Here is a 19,495-nt window from a genome sequence, read left to right as displayed (position 1 = left end):
GATCACGCCCGTGGACAATTCCTTTAGCTAGCAACGGCTAGTTGCAAAATGTCTTGATTCTGCCTTATGCGAATTGCATGGCGGATTTATCGAAAGAGCAGCCCGGCCTGGCTCCCAAAGAGGGCGTATCGCGATCGTCACGGACGCGGGGTTGGATGCGGTGGACGCAGCGGCGTCGGGTGCGATCGTAGTCGCAGGGCGGATTCTCCCGTGAGTGATCCAACCTTGCGCAGACGACCGGCGTTCAAGGGCTTTGCCAGAACTTCGGCCGGTATCTCGTCGATTGGAGCAACGGTTAAGGGCGCTGCGTACGGCGAAGTCGCGTGGTCCTGGCATCCGTTGCTGATGTCAAGCCCGCGGAGACGCGTCGGCCCGACCGGGCTTTAGACAAGTCTCAATCCGCTGGTGACGGTGACAAAGGAATTCGTCGCCGGCGAGAGCGCGAAGTAAGCCGTAAAGCCATTGCGCAGGGAATGCCGGAGTGCTCCGGCTGTACCTGTATGCTCGTGTGCGCATCTCTCAGCGCTTATTGCACACGAGACCGCGGGTGCAGCAAGCACCCGGCATTCCCTGCTCCCTCGTTCTTTGGGGGGAACCAAGGCCAAGCCTCGGGCAGTTCATGCCGCGAGATCGCGGACTCATATCCCGCCGGCATGGCAGATGTGACAAGTTAATCCCTGGGTTGGCGGCCATTAAGCTTTCCGCTTAAGACTGTCTCAATCCGCAATAATTATTGAGTATCTGTTGGACTTCATTTCTCGTTAAGAGACTAGCGTGTTGCGACGCACTTCGTCGATTTGGGGATATTGAACCGCATGTGCGGCATTGTCGGCATTCTTGGACGCGCTCCGGTCGCGGAGCAGTTGGTGGATTCACTCAAACGGCTTGAATATCGCGGCTATGACTCCGCAGGCGTCGCCACGCTGGAAGGCGACCACCTCGAGCGCCGCCGCGCCGAGGGCAAGCTGAAGAACCTCGAGAAGCGGCTGCAGGCCGAACCGCTCACGGGGCACACCGGAATCGGGCACACCCGCTGGGCGACCCACGGCAAGCCGACCGAGAACAACGCGCATCCGCATGCGACCGATCGCGTCGCCGTGGTTCACAACGGCATCATCGAAAACTTTCGCGAGTTGCGCGCGGCTCTGGAGAAGAAGGGGGCGGTGTTCAAGACCGAAACTGATACCGAGATCGTTGTCCACCTCGTCGATAGTTTTCTCCAGCAGGGCATCAAGCCGGTCGAGGCGGTGAGGGCGGCACTGTTGGAGCTGCGCGGCGCGTTCGCGCTCGGCTTCATTTTCGCCGGTGACGACGACCTGATGATCGGCGCCCGCAACGGCCCGCCGCTGGCGATCGGTCACGGCGACGGCGAGATGTATCTGGGTTCGGATGCGATCGCGCTCGGGCCGTTCACCGATACGATCAGCTATCTCGAGGACGGCGATTGGGTGGTGCTGACGCGCAAGGGCGCTGTCATCTACGACAAGACCAACGCGATCGTTCACCGCGACGCGGTAAAGCACAGCGCCTCGACCTCGCTGGTCGACAAGGCGAACTATCGCCACTTCATGGCCAAGGAAATCCACGAACAGCCGGAAGTGGTCGGCCACACGCTGGCACGCTACATCGACATGGCGAGCGAGCGCGTGATGTTGCCGGTCAAGCTGCCGTTCGATTTCAAGGACGTCCAACGCATTTCGATCACGGCCTGCGGCACCGCGAGCTATGCCGGCTACGTCGCCAAATACTGGTTCGAGCGGCTGGCGCGCATTCCGGTCGAACTCGATGTCGCCTCCGAATTCCGTTACCGCGAGGCGCCGTTGCGCAAGGGCGATCTCGCGATCTTCATCTCGCAGTCCGGCGAGACCGCCGATACGCTGGCCGCGCTGCGCTACGCCAAGGCCGAGGGCGTTCACACCCTGTCGGTGGTGAACGTGCCGACATCGACGATTGCGCGCGAAAGCGAAACCGTGCTGCAGACGCTGGCCGGTCCGGAAATCGGCGTCGCCTCGACCAAGGCGTTTACCTGCCAGTTGATGGTGCTGGCCTCGCTTGCGGTCGCCGCCGGCAAGGCGCGCGGCGAATTGTCGGATGAGGACGAGATCAAACTCGTCCACGGCCTCGTCGAGATTCCGCGGCTCATGGCGGCGGCGCTGACATTAGAACCGCAGATCGAAAAACTGGCGCGCGACATCTCGAAATCGAAGGACGTGCTCTATCTCGGCCGCGGCACCAGCTATCCGCTGGCGCTGGAAGGCGCGCTGAAGCTGAAGGAAATTTCTTACATTCACGCCGAGGGCTATGCCGCCGGCGAACTCAAGCACGGGCCGATCGCGCTGATCGACGAAAACATGCCGGTCGTGGTGATCGCGCCGCATGACCGGGTGTTCGAGAAGACCGTCTCCAACATGCAGGAAGTCGCAGCCCGTGGCGGCAACATCATTCTGATGACCGACGCCAAGGGGGCGGCGGAAGCCACCATCGAATCCCTTGTCACTATCGTGCTGCCTGACATGGCGGCGGCGTTTACCCCGATGGTCTATGCCATCCCGGTGCAGCTCCTGGCCTATCATACCGCCGTGGTGATGGGGACCGACGTGGATCAGCCGCGAAATCTCGCGAAATCTGTAACCGTCGAATAGTCAAGCTCTTGGATAGTCAAGCCCCCGGGCTGTCACGCTGGCTCTTCAAAAACCTGCTAGGATGGCTTAGCTGGAATAGGCGCGATCAAGCAAAAGTGGGCCCCGGTTTTGCGTCCGATCGCGCCCGAATGTCGAGTTCGGCCGCCCTGACCTGGAACCACAATGAACCGCGAAGAACTGCCCCCGACCGCGCCGCCGGAAGAACCCCTGCCGGATACCCACCCTCGCGGGCTAATGGCCCGTTTTCGGAACTATTTTCTGACCGGGCTGATTGTCGCAGGGCCGGTCGCGATCACCCTCTATCTAACCTGGTGGTTCGTGAACTGGGTCGACAATCTGGTCCGCCCGTTCGTGCCGACGGTCTACCGTCCCGAAACCTATCTGCCGTTCGGCTTGCCGGGCTCGGGGCTGATCGTCGCCGTAGTCGCGCTGACGCTGCTCGGTTTCCTCACCGCCAATTTGATCGGTCGGACGCTGGTCGACCTCGGCGAACGCCTGCTCGGCCGCATGCCCGTGGTGCGTGCGATCTATCGCGGGCTGAAGCAGGTGTTCGAGACGCTGTTCTCGGGCAAGGGGTCGAGCTTTCGCAAGGTCGGACTGGTTGAATTTCCCTCGCCGGGAATGTGGTCGATCGTTTTGATCTCGCAGTCGCCGAGCGTGAACATCGCGAGCCAGCTTCCCGGCCAGGAGGAGCACATCTCGGTGTTCCTGCCCTGCGCGCCGAACCCGACCACGGGTTTCTTTTTCTACGTGCCGAAGAGCAAGATTATCGAAGTCGACATGACCACCGAAGACGCCGCGACGCTGATCATGTCCGCCGGCGTGGTGCAGCCAGGCTCCGATCCGCAGAAACGCAACGCAGCGCTTGCCGGCATGGCGAACGCGGCGCGCGTGGCCAATTCGGCCGCCGGGCTGAAGCCCGCTCCCGCAAAGGTGAAGGTGGAGTGATTTGAGCTGTCATCCCGGGGGGCATGAACTCATGACCAAGATCGAAGGCATCATTCCCGTGATGATCACGCCGTTCACCGAAAGCGGCCAGATCGACTATCCGGGCCTCACCCGGCTGGTGGAATGGTACATCGACAATGGCTCGGACGCGCTGTTTGCGGTTTGCCAGTCGAGCGAGATGCAGTTTCTCGGTCTCGACGAACGGGTTGCGCTCGCCGCCTTCGTCAAGAAAGCCGCGGCCGGTCGTGTGCCGGTGATCGCTTCCGGGCACATCAGCGAAAGCCTCGACGACCAGCTTGCCGAGCTGACCGCGATCGCCGCGACAGGCGTTGACGGGATGGTGCTCGTCACCAACCGTCTCGACGCCAGGCGGGAAGGCGGCAGCAAGTTCATCGACGATCTGAGCTGGCTGCTCGACCGCTTGCCGAAGGAAATTCCCCTCGGCCTCTACGAGTGCCCGGCGCCTTATCGCCGCCTGCTGACGGACGATGAACTGAAGGTCTGCGCGGGCACCGGCCGCTTCATCATCCTCAAGGACGTCTCCTGCGACCTCGAAACGGTGAAGCGCCGGGTGGCACTGACCAGGGGCACGCCACTTGCTATCGTCAATGCCAATGCGGCGATTGCCTTTGAGGCAATGAAAGCCGGTTCGCGCGGGTTTACCGGCGTGTTCACGAATTTTCATCCCGATCTCTACAAATGGATGATGACCGAAAATGCCCGCCATCCGGCACTGGCGGACGAATTGTCGGTCTACCTCGCGCTGTCGGCGATGGCCGAACCGATGGGTTATCCGAAGCTCGCAAAACTCTACCACCAGCGTCTCGGTACGTTTTCCTGCACCGACAGCCGTGCCGTCACCTTCGATATCCACGAAAAATTCTGGGCGCTGGAGGCGCTGCTCGACAAGATCGTCGAGGGCACCGAGCACTACCGGCGTCGCATTGCCGAGGCCGGAGCGAGCTATCCCGCGCCGATCAGCGGCACGGCTTCGTCACGCTCATATAGATAAAGTAGGCAGCGCAGCGCTTCGCCGCGCTCGCCCTTGAGCTTGGGATCGTCCTTCATGATGCGCAGCGCCTCGTCGCGCGCCTGCGTGATCAGTTGCGCGTGCACGTCGGAGCGGGCGATGCGATAGCCGGGCAGGCCGCTCTGGCGGATCCCGAGCACGTCGCCTTCGCCGCGCAGCTTCAGGTCCTCCTCCGCGATCCTGAATCCATCGGTAGTTTCGCGGATCACCTTCAGCCGCGCCGCCGACATCTCGCCGAGCGGCTCCTTGTAGAGCAACAGGCAGGTCGAGGACTCCGAGCCGCGGCCGATCCGGCCGCGGAGCTGGTGCAGTTGCGCGAGCCCGAAGCGTTCGGCATTCTCGATCACCATGATAGTGGCTGCGGGCACATCGACGCCGACCTCGACCACGGTGGTGGCGACCAGAAGGCCGATTTCGTGGTTGGCGAATTGCGCCATCACGCGATCCTTCTCCGTCCCCTTCATCTGCCCGTGCACGAGGCCGACGCGGTCGCCAAAGCGCTTCTGCAGCCGCTCGAAACGCGCGGTGGCGTTGGTGAGATGTTCCGTGCCCTCGGCTTCGGATTCCTCGACCAGCGGACAAATCCAGTAAACCAGCTTGCCTGATTTCAGCGCGCGGCCGACGGCATCGACGACCTCGTCGAGCCGACTGTTCGGGACGGTGCGGGTGTCGATCGGCTGGCGGCCAGCCGGTTTCTCGCGCAATTCGGAGACGTCCATGTCGCCGAAATAGGTGAGCACCAGCGTGCGCGGGATTGGCGTCGCGCTCAAGACCAGCACATCGACGGCCTCGCCCTTATTGGTGAGTGCGAGCCGTTCGCGGACGCCGAAGCGATGCTGTTCGTCGACCACGGCCAGTGCCAGTGCCGTAAAAATCACGTCGTCCTGGATCAGCGCGTGGGTGCCGACCAGAAGATCGGTCTCGCCGGCTTCGAGCTGCGCAAGGACCTCGCGCCGCTCCTTGCCCTTTTCGCGCCCGGTCAAGATCGCCACGCGCAGGCCCGCCCTTTCGGCGAGCGGCGCGATGGTCTTGATATGCTGGCGCGCGAGGATTTCGGTCGGCGCCATCAGCGCGGCCTGTTTGCCGGCCTCCGCGACCGCAGCCGCCGCCAACAGCGCCACCACCGTCTTGCCGGAGCCGACGTCGCCCTGCAGCAGCCGCAGCATTCGCACCGGCTGGCGCAAATCCTCGGTGATGGCGGCAACCGCTGCGCGCTGCGAGGTGGTGAGCGCGTAGGGCAACGCGTCGATGATCTTGTGGCGCAGGTGACCGTCGCCGGCGTTACGGTCGCCGGCCGGACGCCGTAATTGCGCGCGCACCAGCGCCAGCGCCAATTGACCGGCCAACAATTCGTCGAACGCAAGCCGTGACCAGAACGGGCCGTCGGGCAAAATGTCCGTGAGTTCGATCGGCACGTGCACGCGGCTGAGCGCTTCCCGGATCGGCGGAAACTTGCAGCGACGGATCACTTCCGGGCTGATCCACTCCGGCAGTTCCGGCAGCTTCTGCAGCGCCTGGGCAATCGCGCGGCGCAGCGACCCCAGCGCGAGCCCTTCGGTCAGGGGATAGACCGGATCGATGCCGCTGAGTTTTGCAAATCCGGCTTCGTCGACGACGCGGTCGGGATGCACAATCTGCGGGATGCCGTCATACATCTGCAGCGTGCCGGATACGTAGCGCTTCGCGCCGACCGGCAGCAGCTTTTCGACATAGCCGGGCTTGGCGCGGAAAAACGTCAGCACCACGTCGCCGGTATCGTCCGAGGCATAGACGAGGTAGGGCGCGCGGGCATTGCGCGGCGGTGGCGGCCGGTGGCGGCCGACGGTGACTTCCAGTGTAACCACGGTTCCCAGCACCGCCTCACGAATCTTCGGCCGGGCACGGCGGTCAATCACGCTGGCCGGCAGATGCAGCAGCAGATCGATCAGCCGCGGCGTCTCATCGCGGCTGAGCAGATAGCGCAGCAGCTTGTCCTGCTTCGGCCCGACACCAGGAAGGCTCGTGACCGGCGCAAACAGCGGATTGAGCAGGGTGGGGCGCATCAGGTCTCTCGTCGCTTACGATCCGTCATGCGCGAACTTGCCGCCTTCGCCAAAGCTTCGGCGGCCGAGTGCGCTCGTGGCCCGCGAAGCCTTGGCGGAGACTGGATCCGCGCATCCATCCCTCTTCAAGAGGATGGATTGCCGGGTCAAGCCCGGCAATGACAACTCGGTTGATAATTCAGGGAGCAGGAAGGGCTGACAACAGTCATCCCGACCGTTATATCAACCCGGCCCGGCACGTCCGGGCTTTTGGCGTTCGAATGGGACCAGAGAAAATGACGGGTACAACACGATCAAGCGGCGGCCTCGACGACCGCCGCAAGCGGCTTTTGTTCCGCTGCTGGCATCGCGGTACCCGGGAAATGGATCTCATCCTCGGCCGTTTTGCCGATGCCGAGATATCGGGCATGCGCGACGACGAACTGACCGAGCTGGAGCGCCTGATCGAGGTGCCCGATCCCGATCTCTATGCCGCGCTGACCGGCGACACGCCGCTCGATCCGGGATATGCGACCGCGCTGTTCGACCGCATCAAGGCGTTTCGCGCCGTGGATCACGACGCATGAAGTCGCCGATCAAATCCCCCGCCGCGCTGTTGGCCCCCGGCCGCGCGCTGACCTTCGCCAATGTCGCCGAGGGCGCGGAGGGGCTTGTCGTCTCGGATCTGGCGCGCGCGGTGGCGGCCCGACCAAAACCGCCCGCGGTGAGCCTTGCCGTGGTCTGCCGCGATGGTGCGCGCATGCAGCAGCTGGCGCGGGCGCTGGAATTCTTCGCGCCTGATCTGCCCGTCATGCAGTTTCCGGCCTGGGACTGCCAGCCCTATGACCGGGTGTCGCCGCACGGCGGCATCCTGGCGCAGCGACTGACGACGCTGGCGCGGCTGTCGCGCCTGCAGGGCAGCGACAAGCCGCTGATCGTGCTTACCACTGTCAACGCGATCGTGCAGCGCGTGCCCGCACGCGAGGTGGTGGCGGCGCAGGCGCTGTCGGTTGCGCCCGGCCATGTCGTGCCGATGGACTCGATTGTCGCCTGGCTGGAGCACAACGGCTACAACCGCTCTTCGACCGTGCGCGAGCCCGGCGAGTACGCCGTGCGCGGCGGCATCCTCGATTTGTTTCCGGCGGGGCTGGATCAGCCGGTGCGGTTCGACTTCTTCGGCGACTCCCTGGAGTCAATTCGCACGTTTGACGCGGAAACCCAGCGCACGCTGCTCGACATGCGCGCGCTCGATCTGGTGCCGATCTCGGAATTCCAGCTCGTCACCGAAACCATCCGCCGCTTTCGCATGGGCTATGTCGCGACCTTCGGCGCGCCCGAGCGCGACGATCCGCTCTATGAAGCCGTCAGCGAAGGCCGCCGCCATCCCGGCATGGAGCATTGGCTTCCGCTGTTCCAGGAGCGGATGGAAACGCTGTTCGATTATCTCGACGGTGCGCCGGTCGCGATCGAACCGCAAGGCGAGGACGCCGCGCGCGAGCGGTTCAAACAGATCGCGGACTATTACGAGGCACGGCGCGAGGCGCTGGAACATCCAGGGTCAGGTGCGATCTACAAGCCGTTGCCGCCGGACCGGCTCTATCTGACGGAAACAGAGTGGACAACACGGCTGAACGATGCCGCGGTGGCGCGGCTGACGCCGTTTGCCGTGCCCGAAGGGGGCGGGGACGTAGTCGACGCCGGCGCGCGGCAGGGCCGCAATTTTACGCCCGAGCGCGCCGACACTTCGGTCAACGTGTTCGAAGCCGTGGTGGCGCATGTGCTGGCGTTGCAGGCGCAGCGCAAGAAGGTGGTGATCGCGCTGTGGAGCGAAGGCTCGCGCGACCGCATGGCCAGCATGCTGCGGGATCACAAGCTCGCCAATATCACCAGCGTCAACGCCTGGCGCACCGTGCAGGCGACGCCGCGCAACGAGGCCATGCTGGCGGTGGTCGGCATGGAGAGCGGCTTCGAGACCGACGAATTCGCCGTCATCAGCGAGCAGGACATCCTCGGCGACCGCCTGGTGCGGCAGCGCAAGTCGAGCCGCAAGCTCGACAACTTCATTTCCGAAGTCACGAGCCTTTCCACCGGCGATCTCGTGGTGCATGTAGAGCATGGCATCGGGCGCTTTGTCGGCTTGCAGACGATCGAAGTCGGTGGCGCGCCGCATGACTGCCTTGAGCTGCATTATGCCGCTGAAACAAAGCTGTTCCTGCCGGTCGAGAACATCGAGCTGCTGTCGCGCTACGGCTCCGATCACGCCAATGTGGAGCTGGACCGGCTGGGTGGCGGCGGCTGGCAGGCACGCAAGGCCAAGCTGAAGAACCGGATCCGCGAGATCGCCGGCGAACTGATCAAGATCGCGGCCGAGCGGCAACTGCACGAAGCGCCGAAAATGCCGGTGCAGCCGCATGTTTATGACGAATTCTGTGCGCGCTTCCCCTATGAGGAGACCGAAGACCAGTTGGGGGCCATCACTTCCACGCTGAAAGACCTCGAAAGCGGCCGGCCGATGGATCGGCTGATCTGCGGCGACGTCGGCTTCGGCAAGACGGAAGTGGCACTGCGCGCTGCGTTTGCCGTGGCGCTCGATGGCAAGCAGGTCGCCGTGGTGGTGCCGACCACACTTCTCGCGCGGCAGCACAGCAAGAATTTTGCCGAACGCTTCCGCGGTTTCCCGGTCAATGTCGCACAGGCCTCCCGCCTGATCCCGGCAAAGCAATTGACGCAGGTCAAAAAGGGGCTGACCGACGGGAATGTCGATATCGTGGTTGGCACCCATGCGCTGCTCGGCAAGTCGATCAAGTTCAGGGATCTCGGTTTGCTGATCGTCGACGAGGAGCAGCACTTTGGCGTCAGCCACAAGGAACGGCTGAAGCAACTTCGTGCGCAGGTGCATGTGCTGACGCTCAGCGCGACGCCGATTCCGCGGACGCTGCAACTGGCGCTGACCGGCGTGCGCGATCTCTCGATCATCGCCTCGCCCCCAGTCGATCGTCTGGCGGTGCGCACCTTTGTCGCGCCGCACGACCCCCTGATGATCCGCGAAGCGTTGCTCCGAGAACGCTACCGTGGCGGACAGGCGTTCTACGTGGTGCCGCGGATCGAGGATCTCGCCGGTGTCAAGGATTTTCTCGACAAGAACGTGCCAGAGATGAAGGTCGCCGTCGCCCACGGCCAGATGGCGCCAACCGTGATCGAAGACATCATGTCAGCGTTTTACGACGGCAAGTACGACATCCTGCTCTCGACCACCATCATCGAGTCCGGTCTCGATATTCCGACCGCCAACACACTGATCGTGCACCGCGCCGACATGTTCGGCCTGGCGCAGCTCTATCAGCTGCGCGGACGGGTGGGGCGCTCGAAGCTCCGCGCCTACGCGCTGTTTACGCTGCCGGCGCAGCAGAAGATCACTGCGCAGGCCGAACGGCGGCTGAAGGTACTGCAGTCGCTGGAAACGCTGGGCGCGGGCTTCCAGCTCGCATCGCACGACCTCGACATCCGCGGCGCCGGCAATCTGCTCGGCGAGGAACAATCCGGTCACATCAAGGAAGTCGGCTTCGAGCTTTATCAATCGATGCTGGAGGAAGCGATCCTCAATCTCAAGGCCGGCGTGGCCGAGCCCGCCGCCGACCGCTGGTCGCCGCAGATCACCATCGGCATGCCGGTGCTGATCCCCGAGGATTACGTCAACGATCTTTCGGTGCGGCTGTCGCTGTATCGGCGGTTGGCCGATCTCGACACCGACGAGGAGATCGACAATTTCGCTGCCGAAATGCGCGACCGCTTCGGCGTGCTGCCGGACGAAGTCCGCTACCTCTTCAAGGTGGCGGCGATCAAGGCCTATTGCCGCCGTGCCAATGTCGAGAAGGTCGATGCCGGTCCAAAGGGCGCCGTGATTTCATTCCGCGACAACAGCTTTGCCCAGCCGGATCGCCTCGTCGCCTTCATCCGTCAGCACGGCCAGGCCGCGAAGGTCCGGCCCGACATGAAGGTGGTGTTCCTGCAGCAATGGAAGACGCCGGAAGAGCGGCTGATAGGCACGACGGAGATATTGCGGCAGCTCGCCAATCTCGCGGAAAGCAAGAAGGCGGCATAGGCGGTCTCGTGTCCCGGACGCGGTGGGGCGCGCAGCCTCTCCCCGTCATTGCGAGGAGCGAAGCGACGAAGCAATCCATCTGTCTTCAAGAGCGGAGAGATGGATTGCTTCATTTCGCTCGCAATGACCGGGTTAGGTTGGCGCTCTCTCTACGACGCGGCGCGCTGGGCGTCTTGCTCGAGCCGCGATCGTAGCGACTTTGCAGAATCATTCGGCAGCAGCGTGGCGACCGCGACCGTAGGCTCCGATCGTGCGTCGCGCTGGCCATGGCTGGTATGTCGCATCACGCTCGACAGCCGCCGCGCAATGCTGTGGGCCGTCTTCAGGTCGGCCTCGGCAAAGACCACGACAACCGAGCCGTCATCCTGGGCGGTGCCGAAATCCATTTGCCGCATCAGGCGGCTGATGATCCGCGCGCCGTCGAATTGCGCGCGGGGATGGTCGCGATCGAACGCAAAGCGTGCGACCGCCAATCCGCCGCCGCGCTGCTGCGTCTGGTAGATGGCGCTGGCGAAGTCGCGCTCGAACGCTTCCGGGGTGAGCAGACCGGTCCGCGCGTCGATCAGGCCATCGGCGTCGATGGCTTTCAGCGTGCGGCTCAGATGCGCTTCGAAGGCGTGCTGGCGGATGAGCGGCAGCGCGGTCGCTGCCACCTCGGGGGCGTCGCCGGAGATGATCTCGAGGTTCGGCAAATCATAGGCCGGCGCCAGATCGCTTGCCGTCACGACGACGGGAAGATTGCGGAAACGGGCGTCCTCAGTCAGCACGGTGAGGAAGGCGTCGACCACGCGCGGGCTAAATCCTTCGCCGAGCACGATGCCATCGATATCTCTGACGTTCAGATGCTTCGCTGCCGCCTCGATCGAGAGCGCGCCGACCACGCCGGTGCGCTCGCCAAGCGCGACCGACAGCGCGGGATAGGCGCCGCCGCGGCCGATCAGCAGCACGGTAGCGTCACGCGCCGGATCGATGTGCGACAGCGCCATCGGCGCTGCCGGCACCAGCCGGCGCATCACGGTCGCATGCAAGGATCGCACGCGCAGCGCGGCGCGCAAGCGGGCGGCCAGCCGGTCGGAGCCGCCTTGGGCGTGTGGGACTTGGCTCTGAAAGAAGGGAATGACGTTGTCCGGACACGCAATCTGCGGGTCCACGGCGATCAACGGCAGATAGGGCTGTCGCGCCGCGACCCGCACGGCCAGCTCCGCGAGTCCGGCTGGATCGGTGCCGGAGGTTCCGACCAGCACGGCCGCCGGTTGCACCTGCTCGACCGCGCGCCCCGCGTCCGCCCACCCGGTCTCGACCACCGGAAACAGTCTCGTGACGTCGAGTGTGGCGGCAAAGGACCGCGGTTTCGCGGTCGATACGACGAGAATCGGACCTTGCTGAGACATCTGAGAACTCGGATCAGGCGCGCATTTTGAGCTGCGATCCTAGTTTGCGGCGCTTAATGCGGCGTCAACGGACGCCCGCCAGCGGCTCCTCAGGCGGCGTTGCTCCGATCCCGAAATGCTTCCACCATCAAGGGGTTAAGGCCCAGTTCTGTGAGCGCGTCTCGGGCACGGGCGTTGTCGAGCGCGCGGCCAGCGAGCCGGTGGCCGCTGAGGCGGTCGGGCAGTGCAGTCAAGAGCGCGCCCTGACCGAGCCGGCGCGCCCACTCCTGCAGGTCCTGCGCCAGGAAGCGGTAGCCGCCGACGGCCATGACGCCGGAGGGCGGCGCGGTGATATTGACCGCGCCGGTGACGCGGTCGAGCCGCGCCGCGTAATCCGTATCGACGTAGTCGCGCGGCGGCGACGCGATCAGGGAGTCGCTCGGCGGCGGAGGGGGCGCATAGGCCGCCACCGGCACCATCGGTCCGCGCAATCCCAACGTACCCCGCGGCGTCAGCAGGATCTCGCCCGCGATCGACGATCCCGGCAAATCGCGTGGCGCGCCGTGAGGGCCGGGCTTGATCAGGGCCGGTGAGCCGTCCTCCGCGATTCGGCGGGCTCCGAACAATCCGGCCTCGCCGAACAGATAGACATCCGTCAGCGTCGCCTGTTGCGCGGTCCAGCACGCGCTGGAGCCGACCTGTTCCGGTGTGCGCCACAGGCCGATGACATTGCGCAGGCTCGGCATCCGCGCAGCGAAGTCCAGTTCGTCCAGCCGCAGCGCCAGCTGTGCAGGTGCAATCAAGGTGTCGCAGGCCTGTTCGTTGACCTGCTGCTCCAGCACCTCGTCATCGAACGGATGGTGCAACACCAGTGTTCCGCCCGACAGCAGCCAGATCGCCAGTGACGAGGCGAGGCCGGCAAACGACATCGGCGAGAAGGCCGACAGGATGGTGGCGCCCTGCGGCACGTCGCTTTCGAGCGATATGGCAAGGCCGCCGGCAATCAGGCCGAGATGGGCGCGCGGGACCGGCCGAAATCCGTCCGAGGTGACGTCGAAGGAAATCAGCGCCGCCTTGCGGCCGTCCTGGATCACGGCGCGCGTGGTCGGGGATTCCCGGAAGATGGCGTTGTCGAGCGAGGCCATGCCTTCGGGCAGGTCACCGCCGAAGCCGCAGACATGGCGGATCGAGAACGCTTCTGCGGCGGCGTTCATGGCGAGATCCGAGTAGATCACGCCATCGACCTTGCCCGAGGTCACGATCGCCCGCGCGGCGGCGCGGTTGAGCGCCATGGTCAATTCCGACTGCCGCCAGAGCAGCGGCAGCACCGCGACGACGAGGCCGGCGCGGAAGGCGGCCAGCACGGTCAGCGCGAATTCGATGGTGTTGGGCAGCTGAACCGCGATCACGGAATTGGACGGCAAGCCGGATTCGATGAAGTGCGCAGCCAGCGACGAGATCATGCGGTCGGCCTGCGCGAAGGTAAGACGCTTCGGCGGCTGGCCGGTGATGCGCTGCTTGTTGGGGGGATCGACCAGCGCCAGCGCGTCCGGCTGCCGTGCCAGGTTCCGTTTGAACAACGTATCGAGCGTTGGCGAAGCGGTGGGCTGGGTCACGGCGTTACTTCGGCTCTGTCACGGAGGTTGGATCGCTTGGCGAGTTCACTTCATATCCGGCTTCCGCCACCAGGTTTCCGGCAGATAGCCCGTCAACGCAGTCGCTGTAGGTCGTTCTATCCGATTCCAGCGCGCAATCCATTGCTCCTGCACGTTAAACACCGGAATTGCGTAGAAGCCCGACATCAGGACGCGGTCGAGCGCCCGCACCGCGGAGACGAAAGGCGGACGTTCGCGCGCCTCGAGCAGGGCAGCGATCATGGCGTCAATCGCGGGCTCTTTGGCGCCCATGTAATTCCGGGTGCCGGGAATGTCGGCGGCCGGACTGCCAAAGTAGAAGGATTGCTCGTTGCCGGGGGATAGCGACTGATCCCAGCGGTTCTGCAGCATATCGAACTCGTAGCCCAGCCGGCGCTGGTCGAACTGCACGGGATCGACCGCGCGGACGCTGGCCTCGATGCCGGCGCGCTTGAGGTCGCGCTGATAGGAAAGCGCAATCCGCTCCTGGTCGCGCGTCGTCACCAGGATTTCGAAGGTGAGCGGCGTCCTGGACGAACGCTGCCGCAGCACGGCCCCATCGAGATCGTAGCCGGCTTCCGACAGCAAGCTCAGCGCCTGGCGCAGCGTCGTTCGATCGCGGCCCGATCCGTCGGTGACGGGCAGGCGGTACGTGCCATCGAGAATATCCGGCCGGATCCGTGCAGCGAACGGCCTCAAGAGTTCGCGCTCGCGCTCGTCGGCCGGGCGGGCATAGGCGGATAGTTCGGACCCTGCGAAGAAGCCTGCCGCGCGCGCATAGAGTCCGAAAAAGTAATTGCGGTTGATCCACTCGAAATCGAACAGCAGCGTCAGTGCCTGCCGCACGCGGATGTCTGAAAACACCGGACGCCGCGTGTTGAACACCAGGAATTCCGAGGGCTGCGGCATCCCCGTCTTGATGGTGTCGCGGATCACTTCGCCGTTGCGGGCGGCCGGAAAATCGTAACCGTCATGCCAGCGCAGCGGCTCGTGCTCGGCGCGAAAGTCATAGAGGCCGCGCTTGAATGCCTCGAACTGGCCGTTGGCCTCGCGATAGAAGTCGAGCCTGATCTCGTCGAAGTTCCACAACCCCCGATTCACCGGCAGGTCGCGGCCCCAATAGTCGGGATTGCGGGTCAGCGTGACGCTGGCGCCCGGCTTGACGACGGTGACGCGATAGGGGCCGGAACCGACCGGTCCGGTCATCGTGGTTTCCTCGAACGTCACGGGATCGACCGCGTGCTGCGGTAAGACCGGCATCAGCCCAAGGATCAGCGGCAGCTCGCGGTCATTGCCGCCGCCGAAGTCGAACCGCACGGTGAGCGGATCGGGTGCTTCGGCCTTTACGACTTTGGAATAATACTGGCGGTGATTGGGGCGACCCTTGTCGCGCAGCAAGGCCCACGAAAACAGGACGTCCTCTGCAGTGACCGGCTTGCCGTCGGTGAAGCGCGCCCTAGGGTCGAGGTGGAAGGTGACGTAGCTGCGCGCGTCATCGGTCTCGACGGTTTTGGCCAGCAAGCCATAGAGCGTGAAAGCCTCGTCGTTGCCGCGCGCCATCAGACTCTCGACCACAAAGCCCCTGATCTGCTGAACCGCGAGGCCGCGGACAATCAGGGGGTTTAGGCTGTCGAAGGTTCCGAGGGCGCCCCAGACCAGCCGCCCGCCCTTCGGCGCTTCGGGATTGGCGTAGGGCATATGCGTGAAACCGGCGGGAAGAGCAGGCGCGCCGTGCATCGCCAGCGCGTGGCTTTCGGCCGCTCTGGCTTCGTGGGCCGGGGCGAGCGGCGTCACAGTCACCGCAAGGGCAATGCCCGCGAGCACACGCAGGGGGATACGACCGGAGCGGGTCATAGGCGGGCGGCGATTTGATTCGAAAATGCGCACGAACAAAGCTTTACCATAGGCTTCGCCCTCGGCCCGCGAGGAACACCCAAAGATGCTTGTCGGCATTGATCTTTTCGTCTGCCGCTGTATTGAAGGCGGGCAATTGATGACCGCGGGAACGCCTGTCACGTATCCGCCTCAATTGCCAACGAGACAGCCGCCCCAGCGCGGCTTGGTGTCGGTGCCTGTAGCGGTTTCGGGCGCTCCGGTTCAGAAAGGGTTTTCCGCAATGAATTTCCGTATCTTGGCCGCGTCGATTCGGCCGCGTGGGCAGATCTTGGCCCTGTTGGCGGCCTCGACATTGTCGGCAACGTTGATCGGCTCGGGCGCGCAAGCCCAGCAGCCTGCGCCAGCGCCCGGGGCCCCGAAGGCTGCCCCCGCGCCTGCCGCTCCGAAAGCGCCTCCGAAGGCTGCTCCCAAGGCTCCCGCCGGCGCTCCGACCGCGCAGGCCCCTCCGGCTGGCGCTCCCGCCGCCGGCACTCCCCCGCCGCAGGAACAGCAAGTCCAGCTCATCTACGCCCCCTGGACCAAATTCTGCCTCAAGGGTCAGGAGGCCGGCGCCAAGCAGGTTTGCTTCACCGGCAAGGACGGCCGCATCGAGTCGGGCCAACCCGTCATCGCCGCCGTCATCATCGAGCCGGAAGGCGAGCCGAAGAAGCTCCTGCGCGTGACCTTGCCGCTCGGCATGCAGCTCGTGCACGGAACCCGGATCATCGTTGATAACAATCCGCCGCAGCAGGGCCCCTATGTCATCTGCTTCCAGAACGGTTGCATGTCGGACTACGAAGCAACGCCCGAACTGATCGCCAACTTGAAGAAGGGCCAGAATCTCGTCGTTCAGGCGATCAATTCCAACGGCGCGCCGCTGACGCTGCCGCTGCCGCTCGCGGGTGAATTCGCCAAGGCCTATGACGGTCCGCCGACCGATCCGAAGGTGTTCGAGGAAAATCAGAAGAAGCTACAGGAAGAGCTGCAGAAGCGGGCTGAAGAGCAGCGCAAGAAGCTCGAGGGAGCCCAGCCGGGCGGCGCCACTGCAAATCCGGCGGCGAAATAACAGCCGCGCCATTCGACAAAACACAAAAGGCGCCCGATCAGGGCGCCTTTTTCGTTGCCGGCAGAGACGGCTAGTTCAGCGACGGATTGCGTGGGCGGTAGCCGCCCGCCTTATCCTTCACGAAGATCTCGGCCACCTGCGAATGCCGGATCGGCTCGCCGGAATCGTCGGGCAGGAGATTTTGTTCGGAGACGTAGGCGACGTATTCGGACTCCGAATTTTCCGCGAGCAGGTGATAGAACGGCTGATCCTTGTGAGGCCGAACCTCCTCGGGGATCGACAACCACCATTCCTCGGTATTGTTGAATTCCGGATCGATATCGAAAATCACGCCGCGGAATGAGAACACCCGGTGGCGGACGATCTGCCCGATCTGAAATTTGGCCGTGCGCGCTTTAATCATGTCCCGTCGAATAGACCATGATTGTGGCCGATGCTAGGGGCAATAGGACGAATTAACCTTTACGCGTGGTGGCCATATCCGGCGCCATCTCCCCGAAATGACTGGCGAAAAGACGCTTTACGAGATGGTCGACATCCTCAACCTTGCGCTTCCCTATTTCGGCCTGATCTTCATCGGATTTGCCTGCGGCAAGACCCGAGGGCTGCCGGAATCGGGCCTCGCCTGGATGAACTTCTTCCTGCTCTACGTCTCACTGCCGGCCTTGCTATTCCGCATCATGTCGGAGACGCCATTTTCCGAACTGAACAACCCGCCATTTCTGATCGCAACCACGCTTGCAACCGTGAGCGCCTTCGTGCTTGCCATGGTGGCAGGCCGCATCACCGGCGAACTGTCGCTGCGCAAGGCGACGATGGCGGGCCTTGCCGGCGCTTACGGCAATATCGGCTATATGGGCCCCGGGCTGGCGCTGGCGGTGCTCGGAGCCAAGGCTACGGCGCCGACCGCGCTGATCTTCTGCTGCGACAGCATCTTCCTGTTCACGATCGTGCCGCTGTTGATGGCGTTGACCGATCGCAAGCATCCGTCGTTCCTGCACGCCATTGGCATCGCCGCGCGGCAGATCGTGCTCAATCCGCTGATCATGTCGGCCGCCGCGGGGGCGCTTATCGCGGCGCTGCACGTTCAATTGCCGGTCGCCGTCAACAGCACCTTGCTATTTCTCCAGAACGCGGCGGCGCCGACGGCGCTGTTCGTGCTGGGTGTTACTGTGGCGCTGCGCCCGTTCGATCGCGTGCCCTGGGAAGTGCCCGGCGTGATCGCGATCAAGCTCCTGATCCATCCGCTCATCGTATTCGGGCTGATGCTGCTGTTCGGCCCGTTCGCGCAGCCCTGGGCCGCGACCGCCGTCCTGATGGCCGCGCTGCCGCCGGCGCTGAACGTGTTTGTCATCGCCCGGCAGAACAATACCTGGATCGAGCCGGCGTCCGTCGCCGTCCTGATCGGAACCTTCGCTTCTGTGGTCACGCTGACCAGCGTGATGTGGTTCATCCAGAGCGGACGGCTGGTGTTTCCGTAGCCGGGGGTTAGCTCACGCGCTTCCAGGTCGGCGCGAGTCCCTCGCGCATGGCGAGCCGCCGCAGCGGGCCGAACGATCCAAGCAGGTGCATCCCCGCCGCACGCAGCGATTGCAGAGGCAGGAAGTCGCTGAGCAAGGAGCGGTTGGCGAAATCGATGGCAATTAACCGGCTGGCGACGTCGGCGCGGCGGGCGGATTGATAGCGCGCCAGCACCGCCGGCGATCCCGGATCTTCGCCGAGCGAGATCGCATTGCCGGCGATGTCGGCGATATCAGCCGCATCGCGCAGTCCCATGTTGAGGCCCTGCGCGCCGATCGGCGGCACCACATGAGCGGATTCACCGACCAGCGCGACGCGATGGCTGGCGAATTGCTCCGGACGCTCAATCGTCAGCGGAAACATGTTGCGTCCTGCTTCAATCTGCACACGGCCGAGAATGGAGTGGGACTGCCTTTCCGCGGCTTCCGACAATTCGTCGTCGCCAAGCGACATCAGCCGCTCGGCTTCTCTGGTTTCCGAAACCCACACCACGCTGCAGCGGTTTCCGGGCAGGGGAACGAATACGCGTGGACCTTGCGAGCTGTGAAATTCGGTGGAGATGCCCTTGTGCGGCCGAGAATGGGAGATGTTGAAGGTCAGCGCGGACTGGTGAAGGTCGCGGCGGCTGATCTTGATGCCGGCCGCCTCGCGCGACGGTGATTGCCGCCCGTCTGCGCCGATCACGAGCCGCGCGGAAAGTTGCTCGCCCTTGCCGGTACGGATCGCGACGATCGCATCCTGCGGGTCGATCGCGGTGGCCTCATCGTCAAATCTATTCAACTTAGAAAGTTCGGCGGCCCGCTCTTCGAGGGCAACCATTAACGAGTGGTTGTCAATGTTGTACCCGAACTGTTCGAGACCGATCTCATCCGAGGAAAACCGCACCTCGGGCGCGCGGATCAGCCGGCCGGTGTCGTCGACGAGGCGCATGGTCCGCAAAGCGGCGGCCTTGTCCCGGCAGTGAGGCCAGACCTCGAGACGTTCGAGCAGCTCGGTGGAAGCCCCCAACAGCGCGGTGGTGCGGTTGTCGGCATAAGGGACGCGGCGGGCGAGCAGGGCGGTTCTCGCGCCGGTAGCGGCCAGCGCGATCGCAGCGGTCAACCCCGCCGGCCCGCCGCCGATCACGGCGATGTCATAAACTTGCGACGCATCATTCATATTGGGACAATTGACGCTGGGGCCGGCATTTTCAAGCCATCAACCGGCCGAAATGTTTCCGCCCAATCGCGCGACGGAACGCCGCAAAGCGCCGATATGCAAAGCGGGGCGATTCCTGATAGCACTGC

General features: G+C 64.2%; 13 protein-coding genes. 7 read left to right on the top strand and 6 right to left on the bottom strand.

Going from position 1 to position 19,495, the window contains the following annotated elements:
- Positions 1-815: 815 nt before the first annotated feature.
- The 3 genes from glmS (at position 816) to HCN58_RS26530 (ending at position 4,602) form a co-directional block, all read left to right on the top strand.
- Positions 816-2,642, top strand: a complete 1,827-nt coding sequence (gene glmS, locus HCN58_RS26540; RefSeq protein ID WP_171582315.1) for a glutamine--fructose-6-phosphate transaminase (isomerizing) — start codon at positions 816-818, stop codon at positions 2,640-2,642.
- Positions 2,643-2,804: 162 nt separating this feature from the next.
- Positions 2,805-3,590, top strand: coding sequence for a DUF502 domain-containing protein (locus HCN58_RS26535; RefSeq protein ID WP_171582314.1), 786 nt, complete (start codon positions 2,805-2,807; stop codon positions 3,588-3,590).
- Positions 3,591-3,621: 31 nt separating this feature from the next.
- On the top strand, positions 3,622-4,602 hold the full coding sequence (locus HCN58_RS26530) for a Dap2 family DHDPS-related protein (protein ID WP_171582313.1): 981 nt from the start codon (positions 3,622-3,624) through the stop codon (positions 4,600-4,602).
- Here HCN58_RS26530 and recG read toward each other — a convergent pair.
- Entirely contained in the window at positions 4,554-6,662 is a 2,109-nt protein-coding gene (gene recG / locus HCN58_RS26525; protein WP_171582312.1) for an ATP-dependent DNA helicase RecG, read from the bottom strand. The genes HCN58_RS26530 and recG overlap by 49 nt on opposite strands.
- A 275-nt stretch (positions 6,663-6,937) precedes the next feature.
- Here recG and HCN58_RS26520 point away from each other — a divergent pair, with 275 nt between their 5' ends.
- Both HCN58_RS26520 and mfd read left to right on the top strand, forming a co-directional pair.
- A complete protein-coding gene (locus HCN58_RS26520) occupies positions 6,938-7,228 on the top strand; it encodes an FAD assembly factor SdhE (RefSeq protein ID WP_171582311.1) in 291 nt (96 codons plus the stop codon).
- Complete coding sequence (mfd, locus tag HCN58_RS26515) at positions 7,225-10,743, top strand: transcription-repair coupling factor (protein ID WP_171582310.1); 3,519 nt, start codon at positions 7,225-7,227, stop codon at positions 10,741-10,743. The genes HCN58_RS26520 and mfd overlap by 4 nt, the downstream gene beginning before the upstream one ends.
- A 149-nt stretch (positions 10,744-10,892) precedes the next feature.
- On the opposite strand, the gene HCN58_RS26510 is transcribed toward mfd, so the two are convergent.
- The 3 genes from HCN58_RS26510 to HCN58_RS26500 all read right to left on the bottom strand — a co-directional run bounded on the left by HCN58_RS26510 (position 10,893) and on the right by HCN58_RS26500 (position 15,601).
- Positions 10,893-12,134, bottom strand: a complete 1,242-nt coding sequence (locus HCN58_RS26510) for a GGDEF domain-containing protein (RefSeq protein WP_171582309.1) — start codon at positions 12,132-12,134, stop codon at positions 10,893-10,895.
- An 89-nt stretch (positions 12,135-12,223) separates the two neighbouring features.
- The gene (locus HCN58_RS26505) at positions 12,224-13,729 is read right to left on the bottom strand and encodes an AMP-binding protein (protein WP_171582308.1); all 1,506 of its coding nucleotides are present in this window, start codon (positions 13,727-13,729) and stop codon (positions 12,224-12,226) included.
- Positions 13,730-13,774: 45 nt separating this feature from the next.
- Complete coding sequence (locus HCN58_RS26500; protein WP_171582307.1) at positions 13,775-15,601, bottom strand: extracellular solute-binding protein; 1,827 nt, start codon at positions 15,599-15,601, stop codon at positions 13,775-13,777.
- A gap of 262 nt (positions 15,602-15,863) precedes the next feature.
- Here HCN58_RS26500 and HCN58_RS26495 point away from each other — a divergent pair, with 262 nt between their 5' ends.
- Positions 15,864-16,688 (top strand): invasion associated locus B family protein, encoded by an 825-nt coding sequence (locus tag HCN58_RS26495; protein ID WP_171582306.1) that lies wholly within the window; start codon positions 15,864-15,866, stop codon positions 16,686-16,688.
- Positions 16,689-16,758: 70 nt separating this feature from the next.
- On the opposite strand, the gene hspQ is transcribed toward HCN58_RS26495, so the two are convergent.
- A complete protein-coding gene (hspQ, locus tag HCN58_RS26490; RefSeq protein ID WP_171582305.1) occupies positions 16,759-17,091 on the bottom strand; it encodes a heat shock protein HspQ in 333 nt (110 codons plus the stop codon).
- 124 nt (positions 17,092-17,215) lie between these two features.
- On the opposite strand from hspQ, the gene HCN58_RS26485 reads away from it, so the two are divergent.
- A complete protein-coding gene (locus HCN58_RS26485) occupies positions 17,216-18,169 on the top strand; it encodes an AEC family transporter (protein WP_171582488.1) in 954 nt (317 codons plus the stop codon).
- Between the two features lie 7 nt (positions 18,170-18,176).
- Here HCN58_RS26485 and HCN58_RS26480 read toward each other — a convergent pair whose 3' ends face one another.
- Positions 18,177-19,367, bottom strand: a complete 1,191-nt coding sequence (locus HCN58_RS26480; protein ID WP_171582304.1) for a UbiH/UbiF family hydroxylase — start codon at positions 19,365-19,367, stop codon at positions 18,177-18,179.
- Positions 19,368-19,495: the final 128 nt, after the last annotated feature.

It is taken from the genome of Bradyrhizobium australiense (assembly GCF_013114825.1).
In the GTDB taxonomy this organism is placed as follows: domain Bacteria; phylum Pseudomonadota; class Alphaproteobacteria; order Rhizobiales; family Xanthobacteraceae; genus Bradyrhizobium; species Bradyrhizobium australiense.
Note: the sequence above shows the minus strand (reverse complement) of the source record. Positions and strands in the feature narration are given on the sequence as shown.